We start from the raw sequence: 18,869 nt of genomic DNA, 5'->3' as shown, positions 1-18,869 counted from the left end.
TCAAACCCACTTGCAGCGGGCCAGGGTGTAGTACAGCAGCGGCACCACAATCACCGTGAACAGCGTGGACATGGCCAGCCCGAACACCAGCGAAATCGCCAGGCCGTTGAAGATCGGGTCACTGAGGATGAAGTAAGCTCCTACTACGGCAGACACCGCCGTCAGCGCAATGGGCTTGATCCGCACGGCACCGGCCAGCACCACCGCCTTCTCCAGCTCCATGCCTTCGTCCAGCAGCTGCTTGATAAACACCACCAGCAGGATGGAATTACGTACGATAATCCCCGCCAGGGCGATCATGCCGATCATACTGGTGGCGGTGAACTCCTTACCCAGAAGGGCATGGCCGGGCATGATGCCGATCATGGTCAGCGGAATCGGCGCCATGATCACCAGCGGCAGGATGTAGGAGCGGAACTGGGCCACCAGCAGTACGAAGATCATGAACACACCCACACTGTAGGCAGCGCCCATATCCCGGAAGGTTTCGTAGGTGATCTGCCACTCGCCGTCCCATTTCAGGGTACCTTTTTCCGGCAGCGGCGGTTGCTGGATAAAGAACTGCTCCGGTGCCTGCTCCTGCTCGTTCAGCAAACTGACCATCCGGAACATGCCGTATAGCGGTGAATCAATCTCGCCGGCCATATCCGCCGTCACGTAGGTCACCGGCAGCAAGTCCTTGTGATAGATAGCGCCCATCCAGTCCGCTTCCCGCACCTCGGCCACACTGGCCAGTGGCACCAGCTCGCCACTGCGGCTGCGCACCTTGATCGACAACAGGGCAGACGGCTGGGCCTTGTCGGCCTCAGACAAAATCACCCGGATCGGCACCGGGTACTTGGCCTGTTCATCGTGCAGGTAACTGACATTCATGCCGCCCAGTGTCGTCTGCAGGGTGGCCACCACCTGGGCCTGGGACACACCCAGCCGGGCCGCCCGGGCCCGGTCCACCACCACTTCCCATTGGCGGGTAGGTGCTTCCAGGGTGGTGTCGATATCCACCAGCCCCTCAATGTTTGCCATATCTCCGGCAATCAGGTTGGCCAGCTCCGCCCGGCGGAAGCCATCGGCGGCGTAGACTTCCGCTACCAGCGGCGACATCACCGGCGGCCCCGGCGGCACTTCCACCATTTTCACCTTGGCGCCATACCGGTCAGCAATCTCGGTAAGCGGGCCACGAAGGGCCTGGGTGATGTCATGGGAGGGGCGGCTGCGCGCCTCCGCACTGGCCAGGTTGACCTGGATATCACCCTGGTAGGGCTCGCTGCGCAGATAATATTGGCGCACCAGGCCGTTGAAATTGATCGGTGAAGCGGTACCGGCATAGGCCTGCCAGTTATCCACTTCGTCCACGGTTTCCAGGTAATGGCCCATTTCGGTCAGCACCCGCTGGGTTTGCTCCATGGGTGTGCGCTCGGGCATATCCACCACCACCTGCAATTCCGACTTGTTGTCGAAAGGCAGCATTTTCAGGATCACCGCCTGGAATACCGGCAAAGAGGCCGCGCCCAGAGTGAGCAGGACCACCCCAAGCGCCAGCAAACGCCGGCGCCAGGCGTGTTCACCCAAAAACGGCCCCAGCACCGTGTTGAAAATTTTCAGGGACACCGGGCTGACGCCATCGGCAGAGCTGCCGGAATCGCCACCCTCTTCCAGGGCCTCGCCTTTCTTGTGCTTGAGCAGCCGGAAGGCCAGCCAGGGCGCCACCACAAACGCCACAACCTGGGACACCACCATACCGGCCGATGCGTTGATCGGAATCGGGCTCATGTAGGGGCCCATCAGCCCGGAGACAAACGCCATGGGCAGCAGGGCCGCCATGATAGTCAGGCTGGCCATAATAGTGGGTGTACCCACTTCATCCACTGCCACCGGGATAATGTCTTTTATGGCCCGACGGCTGTTCTGGATGCGGCGGTTAATGTTCTCGGTAATGACAATGCCGTCGTCCACCAGGATGCCGATGGAGAAAATCAGCGCGAACAGCGAGACACGGTTGAGGGTAAAGCCCCAGGCCCAGGAAAACACCAGGGTCAGCAGCAGGGTGATCAGCACCGAAATACCGACGATCAGCGCCTGGCGCCAGCCCATAAAGGCGAGCACCAGCAGCATCACCGCCAGGGTGGCGGAGACCAGGTCGGAAATCAGCTTCTGCGCCTTGTCGGACGCGGTCACTCCGTAGTCACGGGTAACCAGCACCTCCACGTCGGCCGGCAGTGCCCGGTTGCGCAGCTGGTCCAGGCGCTGTTCGATCGCGGTAGTGATATCGATGGCGTTTTCACCCGGTTTCTTGGCAATCGCGAGGGTGACCGCAGGGTAGACATCGCCGGCCTTCCCTGCCCGTTCATCCCCATGGGCCGGTCCGAAGCCCGCCAGCACGCTCTGGTCGGGTACGGTACTGCCGCGACGAACCTCCGCCACATCATCCAGGCACACAGCCGCGCCCTGGTGCATCCCCACCACCAGGCGCTTTACGTCTTCGAGGGACTGCAACAGGGTACCGGCCTGCACCGGTATCGAGAGATTATCCCGGGTTACCCGGGCTTCCTGGCTGGAAGCGTTGGCAGACTGCAGGGCGCTTTCGATATCCGCCGTGGTCAGGCCGAAACCGGCCAGCAGCGCCGGATCAAATACGATATCCACCCGGTCGGGCACGCCGCCCACGGTGTAGATATCCCGGGTACCAGGCACCCGCTTCAGGGCCACTTCCAGCATATGCGCCAGGCGGGTAAGTTCTTCTCCGCTGTGGGTACCGGTGGGGTCATACAGCGTCAAGGTCATCACCGGCACATCATCAATGCCCCGGGGTTTTATGACCGGCTGGGAGGCGCCGAGATTCTGCGGCAACCAGTCCTGGTTCGAATACACCTGGTTGTACAGCCGAACCAGGGCATCCTGGCGGGCGATGCCCACCTCGAACTGCACGGTGATCACCGCCTGGCCCTGGCGGGACACAGAATACACGTGCTCCACGCCCTTGATTTCGCTCATTACCTGCTCGGCAGGTGTGGCAATGGCGCTTTCAACCTCCCGGGTGCTGGCACCGGGCATGGCCACCATGATGTCCGCCATGGTGACATCAATCTGAGGTTCTTCTTCCTTGGGTGTCACCACGACAGACAGGACACCAAGAATAATCGCAAGGATCGCCAGCAGCGGCGTCAGGTGGTTGTTCTGGAATACCCGGGCAATGGCTCCGGACGGGCCGACCGGCGGCAGCTTATCACTCACGGCCATTACTCCCCTTCAGCCCGGGCGTTTTCAGACAGGCTCAAGCGTTCGCTGCCCACCAGCTCATCCGGATTGGTCACCACCCGTTCGCCTTCCGAAAGCCCGGCCAGCACCTCCAGCCGGTCGTTCTCGCGAACACCCAGGCGGACCTGGCGCAGACGGGGCTGATCCTGGCTGTCCAGCACAAACACGGCCCGCAGTTCGCTGCGCTGAATCAGCGCGCTGGCCGGTACCCACAGGGCCTCCCGGCTGGCTACCGGCACACTGACCTTCACCAGCATGCCCGGGAACAGGCTGCCATTGGGCTCATTCAGGCGCAGCCGCAGGCGAAAGGTGTGGGTTTCCGGATTGGCGTAGGGATAGAACGTCAGTTCCCCGGTTTCCAGGACCCGGCCATCAGCCAGGGTAACGGTGGCCTGGCGTTCGCTGCGGGCCAGGTCTGCGTACTTCTGGGGCAGGTCAACCACCACCCGCAGTTGCTCCAGCGACAGGCCGCTGAGCAGCGGCTGGCCCGGGTTCACCGACTCCCCCAATTCCACATGGCGCTCGGTCAGGATTCCGCCATAAGGGGCAATAATGCGGGTGTAGTCCAGTTGTTTCTGCGCTTCTGCCACAGAGGCTTCCGCCCGCTCCACCCGGGCCATGGCCGCACTGAGGTTGTTCCTGGCCTGGTCAAACTCTTGCCGCGACACCAGGCCCCGCTCATGGATGGCTTCGATACGGGTGTACTGCTGCCGGGCATCCTGCAAACCGGAGCGGGCTTCTCCAAGGCCGGCTTCCGCCTGCCGAAGGCGCGACTGCTGCTCGCTGTCTTCAAGGCGCACGATGAGGTCTCCGGCTGCTACCGAATCGTCCACATCAAACGGCAGCTCGACCACCGTACCGCTGGTCTGGGCCGACACCGTGCTTTGCTGAACCGCTTCGATCAGCCCGTCAAGGTGTACGGTTTCATTGAACGGCGCCCGGGTTACCGGCGTGGCCTGGAGATCCTGTGCCGGAGCTGCGATGGGAAAGAGTAACCAGGGTGCCAGCATCCATCCGATCAACGCGCGCTTAGCCATTAACTTATTCCTTTTTGGTATTTGCTAATAACCGAATTCTAGCACCCTTTTCACCCGATGAAATCAGGCCCGGGGGTTATTTTCCGGCTGTTCCGGCGGAGCCTCTGAGCCGCCCTCTTCGGCTGGTTTCCAGCCTTTGTCACCCAGGTCGTCACTTTCCGCCAGCAACCGCAGCAGGCGCTCCCGGGTCATGGCCTCGTGCAGCTCGATCTGGCGCTGTTCGTTACGCAGGGATTTCAGCAGTGCCGTTGCCATGAAGATCATCAGCATCATGAACGGAAAGGCTGCCAGTATGGAGATGGTCTGCAACGCCTCCAGCCCGCCACTGAGCAACAGTACACCGGCCACAGACACCTGCACTATGCCCCAGGTCAAGCGGGACCAGCGTTTCGGGTTGAGCACCCCCTTGCTGGTGAACATCCCCAATACAAAGGTAGCCGAGTTAGCGGAAGTAATAACAAACAAAACGATCAGCACCAGCATCAGCCCGCCCAGAATGGCGGTACCCGGCAGGTATTCCAGGGTGGCAAACAAGGCCGAACTCATTTCCGTGGTCACCGCCTCGCCCAGCGCCGCGCCCTCGAACAGTTCGAAATACAGCGCCGAACCGCCAAAGGTGGAGAACCAGACAATACTCAGCAGCACCGGCATGCCGATCACCCCGAACACGAACTCTCGGATGGTGCGGCCGCGGGAAATACGGGCAATGAAGCTGCCTACAAACGGCGCCCACGACAGCCCCCAGGCCCAGTAGAAAATGGTCCAGCGCTCTACCCAGTCGTCGCCGGTATAAGGTGTCATCACTAGGCTCATGCCCACCATGTTGGAAAAGTAATCCCCGATGGCATTGGTCATGGCCGCCGTAATGAAATCGGTGGGCCCGAAGAAAAACACGAATACCAGCAACCCCGCTGCCAGAACCATGTTGGCATCACTCACGTATCGGATACCGCTTTCCAGCGGCGCCAGCGAACACAGCAGAAATACCGCGGCCACTCCCGCCAGGATGAACAGCTGCTGGCTGACCCCGAATGCCGTGCCGGCCACCGCCCCCAGACCACTGTTAATCTGGATAACCCCCAGCCCGAGTGTGGTGGCAACCCCGAACACCGTGGAGACCACCGCCAGGATATTGATGGCATGGCCGGCCCCGGAATCCACCCGGTCGCCCATGGTGGAGCGAAAGGCTTCACTGATCAGGCCGGGGCGCTGCAGCCGGAAACGCACATAGGCAATGGCCAGCCCCACCAGGGCAAAGTTGGCCCATTGATGAAAGCCCCAATGAAACAGCGAATAACGCATGGCCATACTGGCCGCCTGCGGGCTTTCCGGTTCAGCGGAACCAAACGGCGGCGAAACAAAGTGGCTCATGGGCTCGGCCACCGCCCAGAACACCAGCCCCACCCCCATACCGGCGGAAAAGATCATGCCCAGCCAGGTCAGGTAGGAGAACTCCGGCGCCTCGCCGTCGGCCCCCAGGCGTATCCGGCCGTAGTCACTGCCGGCAATCGCTATGCAGAACACCAGGAAACCCGAGGTGGCAAACAGATAAAGCCAGCCAAAGTGCAGGGTGGTGAACTCCAGGGCCTTGTGGGCATAGAAGGACAACTGGTCCGGCATCAGCCCGCCGGCCACCACAAAGACCGCCAGCAGAACAAATGAACTGTAGAAAACCCAACCGGGACGATGACTCATAACCACCCTTTTACCTGATCTTGCTGAATTGATAGCGTCCCATTCTAGCCCCCCTGCAGAAAGGCACAAAAAAACCCCGGACAGACTCAACATCTGCCCGGGGTATAAATGTCACCCGCCGGCTATGAGAAGCGGGTAACCGCCATAATCGTCTTTACCACCGGGCCGTGAGTGCTGCGCGCACGGTACGGCCCGGTTCGTTGACCTTGAAAAACTCCTCGCCCAGAGCATCCGCTTTGCTCACGTGGGATGCCCAGGTCTTGTCGAACACGTTATCGACCGCCCAGGTCAGGCTCAGGTTGGCCATAAGCGGATGGGTACCGGACAGGTTGAAGACGCCGTAACCCGGTGAGGTGCTGGGATCAAGGCCAGACTCCAGGTCTACCCGATCCTGCCGGCGCGCCAGTTGCCATTCAGCTTCCAGGGTGTGACCCTGATGATGCCAGCCAAGGGTCTGGATAAACTGAATCGGCGGAATCCGCGGCAGCGCCTTGTCGGCATCCCGGTTTTCACCCCTTACAGACGCCAGCTTGCTGTTCGTGCTCCAGGTACCGTTGCTCCAGCCCAGCTGGCCTTCGACACCCAGCAAGCGGGCATCAATGTTGTGGTAGCGGTCCTGGGAACGCAGAACATAGTCGTCCACCTGGTCTACCCAGACCGCCGGACGCCAGTTCCAGTTGCCTTCACGGCCCGACAGGCTGATTTCCAGCTTGTTGTGCTTTTCGGTATCCAGGCCCGGGTTACCCACCCAACCCAACATTTTGTTGACGTAGCGTTCGGTCACTCCAGGGCTGCGCACACTGTGGCTGGCCACGACATCCAGGCTACGGTTCGGCGCGTAACGCCACTCACCACTGACAAAGCCACTGACGTTGTCATCATTGGCATCGGTGCTGGTGGTGCCATATACCTGCTCGTAAGCCTTGGCCGCACTCATCGACACCATGGTTCCATCTGGCTTTTTAAGCATGTAGGTCTGGTCAGCCTTGGTGGCCTGCATCTCTACACGGTCGTAACGAATACCGGCACCCAACCGGGTGTTCATGCGGATCTGGTGGAAGGCTTCAACAAACACACCCACCCGATCTCTCTCAACGCCCGGCCACATGTAAGAGGCCACAACGTCTTTATCCACGTTGTTCAGGGCGGCATCCCAGTCGTTGCTTTCCACATCGACACCGATAGCAATGTCTTTGGTGTAGTTGATGGTCTGATCCAGCACCAGTCGCACGCCTTGAGTACTCGTCTCCGAGGCGGTCAACATTTTCATGGGAGCCGTTTGCTCACGCAGACTGAAGTTATCCATCACATGGTCAACGTCCGCCTGCCAGGCCATCAGGTTCCAGCCGCCATTGGCCACCGGCGCACCCAGCTCCAGTCGATACAGGTCGGTATCGGTTTTCGGCGCGTCCATACCCCGGCCCGGGAAGCTGACATCCCGCTCTTCCTGGCGGCTGACCATGCCTTTGATGTAGAGACCGTTGTCAGCTGTCCAGGCACCATCCACCCGGCCTTCGGTGTTTTCATAGGAGCTGCGAACTTCGCTACCATCGCCGTCTTCGTAGTCGTCCGCTTCGTCGTATCCGCCGGCCAATCGAATGAAGGCATCCTTGCTACCGGCCGCCACGCTGCCGTTCACCAGTTTGCCTTCGCCATTGTCGGCGCCGCCCAGGGTCAGGTGGCCGGTTGTGCGGTTGTCATCCGCAAATTCCGGAGCTGCAGTGGTGGCCACCACCTGGCCGCCGGCAATCGGCCCCCAGCGCAGGGTGCGGTTGCTGGTGCGCACTTCCAGCACCGGCGCCAGCGCCGTGCTCAACCGGCTGGTGGGCGGATCCATACGGCTCGGGCAGGCGCCCTCCACCCGCATGCCGTCCAGCAATACCTCAACCCGCTCTTCGTTCTGGCCACGGATTACCGGGTCCAGGCCACGGCCACCCATACGGGACAGCGACACAGACGCATCAGACGACAACCGTTGTACCGGCTCGGTCTGGATAGCCGCCGCAGAAAGCCTGGCCGCTTCGGCGGACTGGCCTTCGGTTACCCGGATGACCACCGGGTTTTCAGCTTCGGACCGGGCATTGGCAAGGGGTGCGACGGCATAGCCGGCCATCACAAGGCTGATACAGCGAGCCAGGCGGGTTTGTCTCAACATCGGTTGGCAGTCCTTGGATCGTTTTAGTTGGTTGCATGACTAATGATCCGGAATTGTAAGACCCTTCCTTAAGCCTGGCTTGAGACACAATGCCGCACCTCTTTGGGGGTATCTCCGATAGGTGCTGAAGCACATTGTTTCGCCCTGCACTTGCAAAACTACCGTCAGATGTGGTGAAATCTCGTCCCTTTTTTTGGGTGGTCGCAAATTCTTGCGGCTTTCAATACGCGAATTCCGAGGGCTTATCCCATGACAGCAAAACTCGACGAAAAGCTGGAACCGATTTACCAGGACGTTCTGCACCGCAACCCCGGTGAGAAAGAGTTCCACCAGGCGGTTCATGAAGTGCTGGAAACTCTGGGGCCTGTGTTGGTGAAGTACCCCGAGTTCGCCGACAAGAAGATCATCCAGCGCATCTGCGAACCAGAGCGCCAGATCATCTTCCGTGTACCCTGGCAGGACGACAGCGGCGAGATCCACATCAACCGCGCCTTCCGTGTTGAATTCAACAGCGCCCTGGGGCCCTATAAAGGCGGCATGCGTTTCCACCCTTCCGTTTACCTGGGCATCATCAAGTTCCTGGGCTTCGAGCAGATCTTCAAGAACGCCCTGACCGGCCTGCCCATTGGCGGCGGTAAAGGTGGCAGCGACTTCGATCCGAAGGGCAAGTCCGACGACGAAATCATGCGTTTCTGCCAGAGCCTGATGACCGAGCTGTACCGTCACCTGGGCGAGTACACCGACGTTCCTGCCGGTGACATCGGCGTGGGCGGCCGCGAGATTGGCTACCTGTTCGGCCAGTACAAGCGCATCACCAACCGTTACGAGTCCGGCGTGTTCACCGGCAAGGGCCTGGACTGGGGCGGCAGCCGTGCCCGAACCGAAGCTACCGGCTACGGCACTGTATTCTTCACCCACGAAATGCTGAAAGCCCGTGGTGACTCCCTGGAAGGCAAGACTGTCGTGGTTTCCGGCTCCGGTAACGTGGCCATCTACGCCATCGACAAGTGCCACGAGCTGGGCGCCAAGGTCATTGCCTGCTCCGACTCCCAGGGCATGATCGTGGACGAGAACGGCATCAACCTGCAGACCCTCAAGCGTATCAAGGAAGTTGAGCGTCGTCGCATCAGTGCCTACACCGAGTTCCACAAAGACGCCAAGTACGTGGAAGACGGCAACATCTGGAGCGTTCCGTGTGACGTGGCCCTGCCTTGCGCCACCCAGAACGAGCTCAACGGCAGCGATGCCAAGACCCTGGTCGAAAACGGCTGTATCGCCGTTGCTGAAGGCGCCAACATGCCGACCACCCCGGAAGGCATCATCATCTTCCAGGACGCCAAGATCGCCTACGGCCCGGGCAAGGCAGCCAACGCCGGTGGTGTTGCCACCTCTGCGCTGGAAATGCAGCAGAACGCCAGCCGTGACTCCTGGACCTTCGATTACACCCAGAAGCGCCTTGAGGAAATCATGATTGATATCCACAAGAACTGCTACGAGACCGCGGCCGAGTTCGGCGCCGAAGGCAACTACGTACTGGGTGCCAACATCAATGGCTTCCTGCGGGTTGCCAAGGCCATGAACGCCATGGGCGTTATCTGATCCTGCCATGAACGGCGAAGAACCTCGCCAGTCCGAAGACCGGGTATCTACCGGTCTGGCCGGACTGGACGAGGTTCTGGATTACCTCAGAATCGGCGATAACGTTGTCTGGCGGGTCTCCCACCTTGATGACTATCGCCGTTTCGTCCTTCCCTTCGTTGATGCCGCCGCCGATGCCGGCCGGCAGATTCTCTACCTCCGGTTTGGCGACCATCCGCCGATCATTGAAAACCACCCTGCCGTCCGCACGATCGAAATCGACGCCCTTGGCGGTTTTGAAAGCTTCACCAGCCGGGTCTGGCACCTGATCGAGCAACACGGTCGCGGCGCGTTCTATGTCTGTGACAGCCTGAGCGAGTTGCTCAATGCCTGGGCCACCGACGCCATGGTGGGTAATTTCTTCCGGGTGGTATGTCCGTTCCTGTTCGAGCTGGATACCGTGGCCTGGTTTGCGCTGCACCCGGAGCGCCACTCCCGGATGACCCTGGACAGAATCCGCCAGACCACCCAGGTAATGCTGGACGTTCGCCGCCATGGCGACAATGTGCAGGTACAGCCAATCAAGGCCTGGCGCCGGCAATCACCCACCATGTTCCTGCCCCACCGGGAGCATAACGGCCAGTTCTGCCCGATTACCGACAGCAGCGATGCCACCCGGTTACAGGCGAGCCTGGAACAGGAAGGCCTGCACCGGCAGCCCCTTCTGGATTACTGGGACCGATTGTTCCAGGACGCCAGCCGGGCCCTGTCCGAAAACGATCCCGCCGCCATTGCCAACCTGCAGGAGCAGGTGCTGCAGGTTCTGGTCAGCCGGGACCCGCAGATACTGGAACTGGCCCGCCGTTATCTGTCGCTGGAAGACCTGCTGGCCATCCGCGGCCGGCTGGTGGGCAGCGGCTATATCGGCGGTAAGGCTACGGGCATGCTGATTGCCCGGAACATCCTGCTGAAAGACGATCCGCAACAATGGCAGGACATGCTGGAACCCCACGACTCCAGCTATCTGGGCACCGATGCCTACTATGCCTTCCTGGTGCACAACGGCCTGTGGCCGGCGATCATGCGCCAGCGCTCCGCCACCGGTTACCTGGCAGAAGCCCCGGCCCTGCAAAACGGTATTCTGGAAGGCCGCTTTCCCGATGAAATCCGGGCCGACCTGGAGCGCCTGCTGGACCACTACGGCCAGTACCCGATCCTGGTGCGCTCATCCAGCCTGCAGGAAGACGGTTTCGGCAATGCCTTTGCGGGCAAGTACGACAGCGTATTCCTGGTCAACCAGGGCTCGCCCGAACAGCGACTGGCCGCGCTGGAAGATGCCATCCGGCAGGTGTATGCATCGTCCATGAGCACAGATGCGCTGGTGTACCGCAAACAGCGGGGCCTGGACCAGCGGGAAGAACCCATGGCACTGCTGATCCAGCGGGTAAACGGCCGGTTCCACAACCGCTATTACCTGCCGGATGCTGCCGGCGTGGGGGTGTCCCGCAACACCTTTGCCTGGGACAGCAACATGGACCCGAAAGCCGGCATGGTGCGACTGGTGATGGGCCTGGGCACCCGGGCGGTGGACCGTATTGAAGGCGACCACGCCTGCGTGATGGCACTGGACCATCCCACCCGGCAACCGTTCCGCAACCAGGACGAAAGCTTCCGGTTCTCCCAGCACCTGGTGGACCTGCTGGACCTGGAAACCGGGGGCCTCGAAACCCGGCCCCTGAGCCAGATGCTTCCATCTGCGCCAAACCTGCCCATGAACCACCTTGCCGAAATCGACCGGGACGCCACCGCCAGGGCCGAGCAGATCGGCCTTGATGGCCCGGTCTGGCGCCTGACCTTCCGGCCGCTGGTGCAGGGCAGCCGGTTTATCAGCCGGCTATCGAGCCTGCTGGCCACCCTGGAAGCCGGTTACCGGCATCCGGTGGATGTGGAATTTACCCTGCATCTGAATGCCGAGGGAGAGCCGTCTTTCAACCTGGTGCAATGCCGCCCACTGGCCACCATTGGCGAAACCGGCCCGGTGCAGATTCCGGACCCGCTGCCCGAGCCCCGGCTGCTGTTCCGGACCCGGGGCCATTTCATGGGCGGCAACATCAACCTGGCCATCACAAGGGTGATCCGGGTAAACGCCGCCGTCTATGCCGGCCTGAATACCAGTGAGCGCTACGAGGTAGCACGACTGGTCGGTGAAACCGTGCGAGCATCGGCCGAACCCACAATGCTGGTCGGCCCCGGTCGCTGGGGCACCAGCAGCCCGGAACTGGGGGTTCCGGTGCGGTTTTCCGACATTGCCGGCGTGGCCGCGCTGGTGGAAGTGTCCGAAAACGCCGGCGACATGGTGCCGGACCTGTCCTACGGTTCGCATTTCTTCCAGGACCTGGTGGAAACCGGCATAGCCTATGCGGCCCTGTTCCCGGATACCGCCCATTGCCAGTACCACCCCGATCGCCTGCCACCCTGCAAGCCGATAGAACAAGCCGGACAGACCGCAGAAGCCGTGGAAGTCCATCACATCACCCGGGGCCAGCTGCAACTGACCGGCGATGTGGTAAGCCAGCAACTGGTGTGTTATTTCACCGATTAACCCCTGACAAAAGGTCGCACGTTGTTCAGGTGCGCCGCAGCCGCTTGCTGCTAGAATGCCCTCATGGAATGGCTCACTCACTCTCAGACCGGTTTTCGCCAGGCTGCCCGCTACCTGCTGGGCATGCGGCTGGCCATCATCACCACGCAACTGGTGGCTATTACCGTTGCCGAATCCGTCATCACGCTGGCGCATCGGGCCGAGGCCCTGCTGGTTTGCCTGCTGTATGGCGTGCTGGCCACCCTTGGCTGGCTCTGGTTCAACCGCAAACCGCCCGAATCCTCGGTTCCGGTCAGCCTGACCCTGGCCACGGACCTGACCCTGATCGGTCTCTGGCTGTTCTACACCGGCGGCTATACCAATCCGCTGGTGTCGGTATTGCTGCTACCCATTGCCGTGGCCATTATCCTGGTACCAACCCGCCAGAGCATTGCGCTGACGCTCACCGGCATTGCCGTGTACACCGCCCTCGTCATCTGGCACACCCCGGTGGTGCACGATCACCACGGTGGCGACCTCGCCCAGCTACACCTTGTCGGCATGTGGGTGACCTTTGCCCTGACCGCCGGCATTCTGCTGCTGGTGGTGGGCACCCTGGCCCGTCGCCTGCGACACCAGCAAAGCCAGCTGTCCCGGTTCCGGGAAAACCGGTTGCGGGATGAGCAGGTGATTGCCCTTGGCCTCTCGGCGGCGGCGGTTGCACACCGGCTCGGCACACCACTGAACACCATGACCTTGCTGCTGGATGAAATCCGTTCCCACAGCGGCCAGGGCAACCCGGAGCTGGAAGAAGACCTGGACATGATGGGCCAGCAGGTGATGCTGTGCAGCAGCCACCTGCAGCAGCTCACCAAAACCGCCGTAGAAGCCAAGACCGCCCAACTGGAAACCCTGCCAGTAGGTGAGTGGCTGGCCAGGTTGCGGGAATCCGCCACCCTGCTGTGGCCATCCGGCCCTATCCAGTGGGCAAAGGATCATCCCGATGGCCGCATTGCGGTCGACGCCACCCTCGACCAGGCCATCCTGAACCTGTTGGCCAATGCCCTGACCGCCAGCCCCCAGTGGGTAGCAGTCAGCAGTCGGCAAACCGATAACGGCCGCATAGAGATCGTGGTCGAAGACCACGGTGGAGGGTTGGAGGCCGCCCTGGCCGGAGCCCCCGGCGAAGACATAGTCGATTCCAGGAACGGTCTGGGAGTTGGCCTGTTTTTGTCTAATGCCACCATCCAGCGGCTGGGCGGCAACCTGAAAGCCCGGACGGGTAACGCCGGCACCACCATGGTGATCGATCTGCCGCAGGCCTCAACACCCACTGCAGGAGAGCCAGAGCATGTCTGAACAGGAACAATGGCTGATTGTTGATGACGACCTGGCCTTCCTGCAGGTGCTGAGCCGCTCCCTGGCCCGGCAGGGTATCGAGGCCATCACCGCCAGCAACCACGACAGCGCCCTGGATGCGCTGGATGCCCACAACATCCGCCGCTGCGTGCTCGACCTGAACCTGGCCGGCGAGAGCGGACTTCAGTTGCTGCCGGAACTTCTCGACACCAACCCGGACCTGGACGTACTGGTGCTCACCGGCTACGGCAGCATTGCCACTGCCGTGGAGGCCATGCGCCGGGGGGCTGCCAACTACCTGTGCAAACCGGTGACCGTACAGCAGCTGATCAGCGGCTTTGAGCCGCTGGATGCCCCGCCCGAACTGCGCCCGGAGCCACCCTCGGTGGAAGAAATGGAATGGGAGCACATCCAGCGGGTGCTGAACGAACACGAAGGCAACATCTCCGCCACCGCCCGAGCCCTGAACATGCACCGGCGCACCTTGCAAAGAAAGCTGCAGAAACATTCCCGCTGGCGGCAATAATTCCAACGCAAGCTATTCAATCCGCACAATTTTGACGGACATCAATTTCCTCCGACTAATGTGTAATGCCCGCAATTCACGTATACGCTAGGATTGCGCGGCGCCTGGCTTTTGCAATAAACGGATAACCAGCTGGCCGTCACTGCGGCCATTTCGGCCTCTACGGACGGTTAAACTGGTTGCGATTGCTATACTTTCAGGCGCATTCACAAGGAGGGAAGCCAACCGTCAATTACCGGATTTACCCCAGATGCCGACAAGCCCGGAACACATCACGCCGCCTGCGGACATTTCCCCTGCCCGGCTGGCCCTGGTCGCTACCACCACCAGCAACATGGTGCTGATCCTGGATGGCGAAGCCCGCATCGAATGGGTAAACGACGCGTTTGAGGCCCAAACCGGCTACACCCTGGCCGATATCCGTGGCAAAAAACCGTTTGACCTGTTGCCCGGAACCGGCACCGACAAGGAAACCATCGCCCGCATCCATGCACACTACGCCAGCGGTGAACCCTTCGAAGAAGACATCCTGCATTACACCGCCAGCGGCACCCCGTACTGGGTGCACACCTGCAGCATGCCGATTGGCAAAGCAGAGGGTGTGGAGCCTGGTTATGTGGTTATCCAGACCAATATTTCCGACCGCAAGCACGGCGAGCGGGGCCTGCGCATTGCCGCCAGCGTATTCGACCGCAGCCACGAAGCCATCCTGATCACCGACAAGCACAACCGCATCATGGATGTGAACCCGGCCTTCGCCCGCATCACGGGCTACAGCCGGGAAGAAGTGCTGGGCCTGAACCCGAACATTCTCAGCTCCGGCCGGCACTCCAAGGCCTATTACCAGTCCATGTGGCGCTCTATCGAGCAAAACGATTTCTGGCGTGGCGAGCTGTGGAACCGACGCAAGAATGGTGAGGAATATGTGGAGTTGTTGTCGGTCAGCCGGGTTCACCTGGAGGAGCCGGGGCAATATTTCCACGTCGCGTCGTTTTCCGACATCACCGCACTGAAAAACCATGCCCGGGACCTGGACCGGGCTGCTAACTACGATGAACTCACCGGCCTGCCCAACCGGCAGTTGCTGGTGGAACGCCTGCGCACGGCCCGCCAGCACGCCGACCGCCAGAAACGTTCGCTCTCGGTGTGTTACCTGGACATTGACGGTTTCAAAGCCATCAACGACGAATTCGGCCACGACGCCGGCGACAAGGCCCTGAAAACCGTGGCCGACCGCCTGGCCCACAGCTTGCGACGGGGCGACACCATCGCGCGGATCGGCGGCGACGAGTTTGTCATCCTGGTTCAGAGCGACAATCCGGAAATCGTCTATCAGCGACTGCTGTCGGAAGTGAGCCAGCCGATCCCGGTGGCGGATACCTTTATTACGGTCACCGCCAGCCTGGGCGCCGCCATTTATCCGGACGACAACACCGACGCTGAAGGCCTGATCCGCCACGCCGACCAGGCCATGTACGCGGCCAAGGAAAAAGGTCGTAACCAGTTCCACATTTTTGACCCCGGTGAAGACGCCTTCCGGCGCCAGCGCCGCAACCAGCTGGTGGAAATCGGCAATGCGCTGGAGCACAATGAATTCGAACTGTATTTCCAGCCCCAGGTGCGGCTGGCAGACTACCAGGTAGTGGGTTTTGAAGCCCTGATCCGCTGGAACCACCCGGCCAAGGGCCTGACCACGCCCGGGGAGTTCCTGCCTGCTGTAGAGAACAGCCACCTGGAAGTACCGCTGGGCAGCTGGGTGCTGAAAGAAGCCATCCACCAGATGAACCTGTGGAACGAGGCCGGCGAGCAGCTTGCGGTGAGCATTAACATCGGCGCACCGCACCTGATGGACCGGAGCTTTGTGCACTACCTGGAAAGCTACCTGCAAAGCCACCCGGAGGTAAATCCGGAACAGATCACACTGGAAGTGCTGGAATCCACCGCCCTGGAGGACATTCAGCGCGCCGAAAACGTACTGGCAAAGTGCCAGACCCTGGGGCTCCAGGTTGCCCTGGATGATTTCGGAACCGGATTCTCATCCCTGACTTACCTGCGCACCCTGCCGATCAACATGATCAAGATCGACCAAAGTTTCATCCGCGACATGCTGCAGGACGACAGTGACCGGGCGATTGTGGAAAGTGTCATCTTCATGGCCCAGCGCTTCGAAAAACCGACCCTGGCCGAAGGCGTGGAAACCATGGCCCAGGCCGAAGCGCTCATGGCCATGGGCTGCAACCTGGTGCAAGGCTATGCCGTGGCCCAGCCCATGCCGGCTTCCGAGGTGCTGCCCTGGCTGGCCATGTGGCGCGAAAACGCCTCCTGCAAGACCCAGCCGGAGCCCCCCGCTAGCGATACCGGCGCTGGTCCAGGGTGCTCAACCGGTCGGGATGGAACACCATCAGGCCGGTCACAAACGCTCCGTTGATAAAGCCTTCGGGAATCATGAACAGCGGCAGGTAGCGCAGGTATTCGTGCACCAGCATGTCGAAACTATAGGCTCCGCTGGTCCAGAGCAGCAAACACATCACCACCCCGGCCGCCGCCACTGACAGCCCGGCACCAAAGAACCCGCAAAAGAAGATATAAGCGAAGAAATTTCGGAAGTTACGCCGACGCTCCCACAGCATGATGCCGTGGCTCACCAGGGCCGGCACCATCACAGTGACCAGCCCGTTGGCGGCAAACATCATCAGCGGTTCGCGCCCGGTAATCACCGTAATCACCAGCGCCAGCAGGCCGGCGAGCACTGCCAGGGCCCAGCCCACCATCAGGGTAATCACAGTGATACCGAAAATATGAATGGCCAGCCCGGGCGATATCCCCGCCCTTAACTGCCAGACAAACCCCAACACCACCGCAGCGCCAAACAGCGTGTGCTGGGCCGCGTCATCGTTGCGGAAGGCCCGCCAGTCCACGGCCCGAAGTGCCGCAATCAGAACCAGCACAAACAGCAGTGCCGTGAACAGCCACTGGCCAGTGGAGAGCAGGTTGTCAGTCATTCCCATCAGTGGTCACCGGTTACTAGCGCCAAGAAACACGGGGGCAGTGTTCAACATACCCCCGCGCCGGTCAATGGGATCACTGCGCTCAGATCATGCGATCGCCGCCCGTTTGGTGAGTGCCTGCCAGGCCTCATAGGTGCTCAGGTACACGCCACCGCCCAGGTGCTCAAGAAACTCCGTGCCCTTGAGCCGGTCCATCACCGGGCCTTTCACCTCAGACAGGTGCAGCCTTGCGCCGGCATCGTGCAGGCGCTCATTGATGGCTTCTAGGCTTTCCAGCGCCGAGGCATCAATCAGGTTAACCGCGGGGCACACCAGCACCAGGTCTGTCAGCTCCGGCTCCCGGCTGACCAGGTCCATCACTGTTTCCTCAAGGAAACGGGCATTGGCAAAGTACAGACTCTCGTCTACCCGCAGGAAGGTTACCTTCGGGCACAGTTCCACGTCATGGCGCAACACATTGCGGAAATGCTCGGTACCCGGCACCAGGCCCACCACGGCACTGTGGGGCCGGCTGGTCCGGAACAGGAACAGCCCGATAGACAACGCCACCCCGGCGATAATCCCCGCCTCCACACTGTGGGCCAGTGTCAGCACAATCGTCGCCAGCATGGCGCCAAAATCGGTACGGGAGTACCGGAATGTACGCACCAGCGCCGGTAGGTCGATCAGTGTTGCCACCGCCACGATAATGGTTGCTGCCAGCGTCGCCTGGGGCAACCAGGCGATAGCCGGAGTCAGGAACAGGGTAGCCAGGGCAATACCTACAGCCGTGTAAGCCCCCGCAGCCGGTGTTTCCGCGCCGGCATCAAAATTGACCACCGAGCGGGAGAAGCCACCGGTTACCGGCATGCCACCGGAGAATCCGGAGCCCAGATTGGCGGTGCCCAGGCCGATCAGCTCCTGGTCCGGGTCGATGCGCTGCCTGCGCTTGGCGGCCAGGGTTTGGCCTACCGATACCGACTCCACAAAGCCCACCACACTGATCAGCAGGGCGCTTACCGCCAACTGGGACCACAGGGACGGATCCAGGCTGGGCATGGTGAAAACAGGCAAGCCAGAGGGTATGTCACCCACCAGCCTTACCCCCTGCTCATCCAGTCTCAGGGCCCAGGCCACCAGGGTGGTCACCACCACCGCCAGGATCGGTGCCGTCTTGGTGAAAATATCCGCGGCACGGGGCGCCAGGCCCAGCTTGCTCAGCAGCGGCTTCAGGTAGCGACGGGACCACACCAGGAACAGCAGGGCACCGCCACCCACCAGTAAAGTGGGCAGGTTGGTATCAGCCAGGCCGCTGAACAGCGAACCGACGATATCAATCAGGTTGTGGCCGGAAGACTGGATACCGAACAGGTGCTTCAGCTGGCTGGCAGCAATGACGATGCCGGAGGCGGTGATAAACCCGGAAATCACCGGATGGCTGAGGAAGTTGGCCAGGAAACCGAGCCGCATCACCCCCATGACAGTCAGCATCAGGCCCGACATCACCGCCAGCAACACCGCACCGGCAACGTATTCGGGCGTACCAGCCTCCGCCAGTGGCGCCAGGGCAGCCGCTGTCATCAATGAAGCCACGGCAACCGGCCCCACCGACAGGGTTCGGCTGGTGCCGAACACCGCGTAGATCGCCAGCGGCAGGATACTGGCATACAGCCCGACATGGGCCGGCAGGCCCGCC

11 protein-coding genes are annotated in these 18,869 nt (G+C 61.3%); 5 read left to right on the top strand and 6 right to left on the bottom strand.

Going from position 1 to position 18,869, the window contains the following annotated elements:
• From B2589_RS13540 to B2589_RS13525, 4 genes are all read right to left on the bottom strand, one after another.
• On the bottom strand, positions 1–3,231 hold the full coding sequence (locus B2589_RS13540; RefSeq protein WP_286816944.1) for an efflux RND transporter permease subunit: 3,231 nt from the start codon (positions 3,229–3,231) through the stop codon (positions 1–3).
• A gap of 5 nt (positions 3,232–3,236) precedes the next feature.
• Positions 3,237–4,292, bottom strand: a complete 1,056-nt coding sequence (locus B2589_RS13535) for an efflux RND transporter periplasmic adaptor subunit (protein WP_286816943.1) — start codon at positions 4,290–4,292, stop codon at positions 3,237–3,239.
• 63 nt (positions 4,293–4,355) lie between these two features.
• Complete coding sequence (locus B2589_RS13530; RefSeq protein WP_232901686.1) at positions 4,356–5,987, bottom strand: BCCT family transporter; 1,632 nt, start codon at positions 5,985–5,987, stop codon at positions 4,356–4,358.
• Between the two features lie 154 nt (positions 5,988–6,141).
• Positions 6,142–8,142 (bottom strand): TonB-dependent receptor domain-containing protein, encoded by a 2,001-nt coding sequence (locus B2589_RS13525; RefSeq protein WP_286816942.1) that lies wholly within the window; start codon positions 8,140–8,142, stop codon positions 6,142–6,144.
• Between the two features lie 249 nt (positions 8,143–8,391).
• Here B2589_RS13525 and gdhA point away from each other — a divergent pair, with 249 nt between their 5' ends.
• The 5 genes from gdhA to B2589_RS13500 all read left to right on the top strand — a co-directional run bounded on the left by gdhA (position 8,392) and on the right by B2589_RS13500 (position 16,614).
• A complete protein-coding gene (gene gdhA / locus B2589_RS13520) occupies positions 8,392–9,741 on the top strand; it encodes an NADP-specific glutamate dehydrogenase (RefSeq protein WP_022990586.1) in 1,350 nt (449 codons plus the stop codon).
• Positions 9,742–9,748: 7 nt separating this feature from the next.
• Positions 9,749–12,322, top strand: a complete 2,574-nt coding sequence (locus B2589_RS13515) for a PEP/pyruvate-binding domain-containing protein (protein WP_286816941.1) — start codon at positions 9,749–9,751, stop codon at positions 12,320–12,322.
• A gap of 63 nt (positions 12,323–12,385) precedes the next feature.
• On the top strand, positions 12,386–13,660 hold the full coding sequence (locus B2589_RS13510) for a sensor histidine kinase (RefSeq protein WP_286816940.1): 1,275 nt from the start codon (positions 12,386–12,388) through the stop codon (positions 13,658–13,660).
• On the top strand, positions 13,653–14,186 hold the full coding sequence (locus B2589_RS13505) for a response regulator transcription factor (RefSeq protein ID WP_286816939.1): 534 nt from the start codon (positions 13,653–13,655) through the stop codon (positions 14,184–14,186). Before B2589_RS13510 ends, B2589_RS13505 begins: the two co-directional genes overlap by 8 nt.
• 250 nt (positions 14,187–14,436) lie before the next feature.
• A complete protein-coding gene (locus tag B2589_RS13500) occupies positions 14,437–16,614 on the top strand; it encodes a GGDEF and EAL domain-containing protein (RefSeq protein ID WP_286816938.1) in 2,178 nt (725 codons plus the stop codon).
• On the opposite strand, the gene B2589_RS13495 is transcribed toward B2589_RS13500, so the two are convergent.
• Together B2589_RS13495 and B2589_RS13490 are read right to left on the bottom strand one after the other, a co-directional pair.
• Positions 16,535–17,194 (bottom strand): energy-coupling factor ABC transporter permease, encoded by a 660-nt coding sequence (locus tag B2589_RS13495; protein ID WP_286816937.1) that lies wholly within the window; start codon positions 17,192–17,194, stop codon positions 16,535–16,537. The genes B2589_RS13500 and B2589_RS13495 overlap by 80 nt on opposite strands.
• An 87-nt stretch (positions 17,195–17,281) precedes the next feature.
• A partial coding sequence (locus B2589_RS13490; RefSeq protein ID WP_286816936.1) for a SulP family inorganic anion transporter occupies positions 17,282–18,869 on the bottom strand: 1,588 nt, incomplete at its 5' end.

Source organism: Marinobacter sp. UBA3607 (assembly GCF_002375525.1).
Classification (GTDB): Bacteria; Pseudomonadota; Gammaproteobacteria; order Pseudomonadales; family Oleiphilaceae; genus Marinobacter; species Marinobacter vinifirmus.
This window is presented reverse-complemented; position numbering and strand designations above follow the sequence as displayed.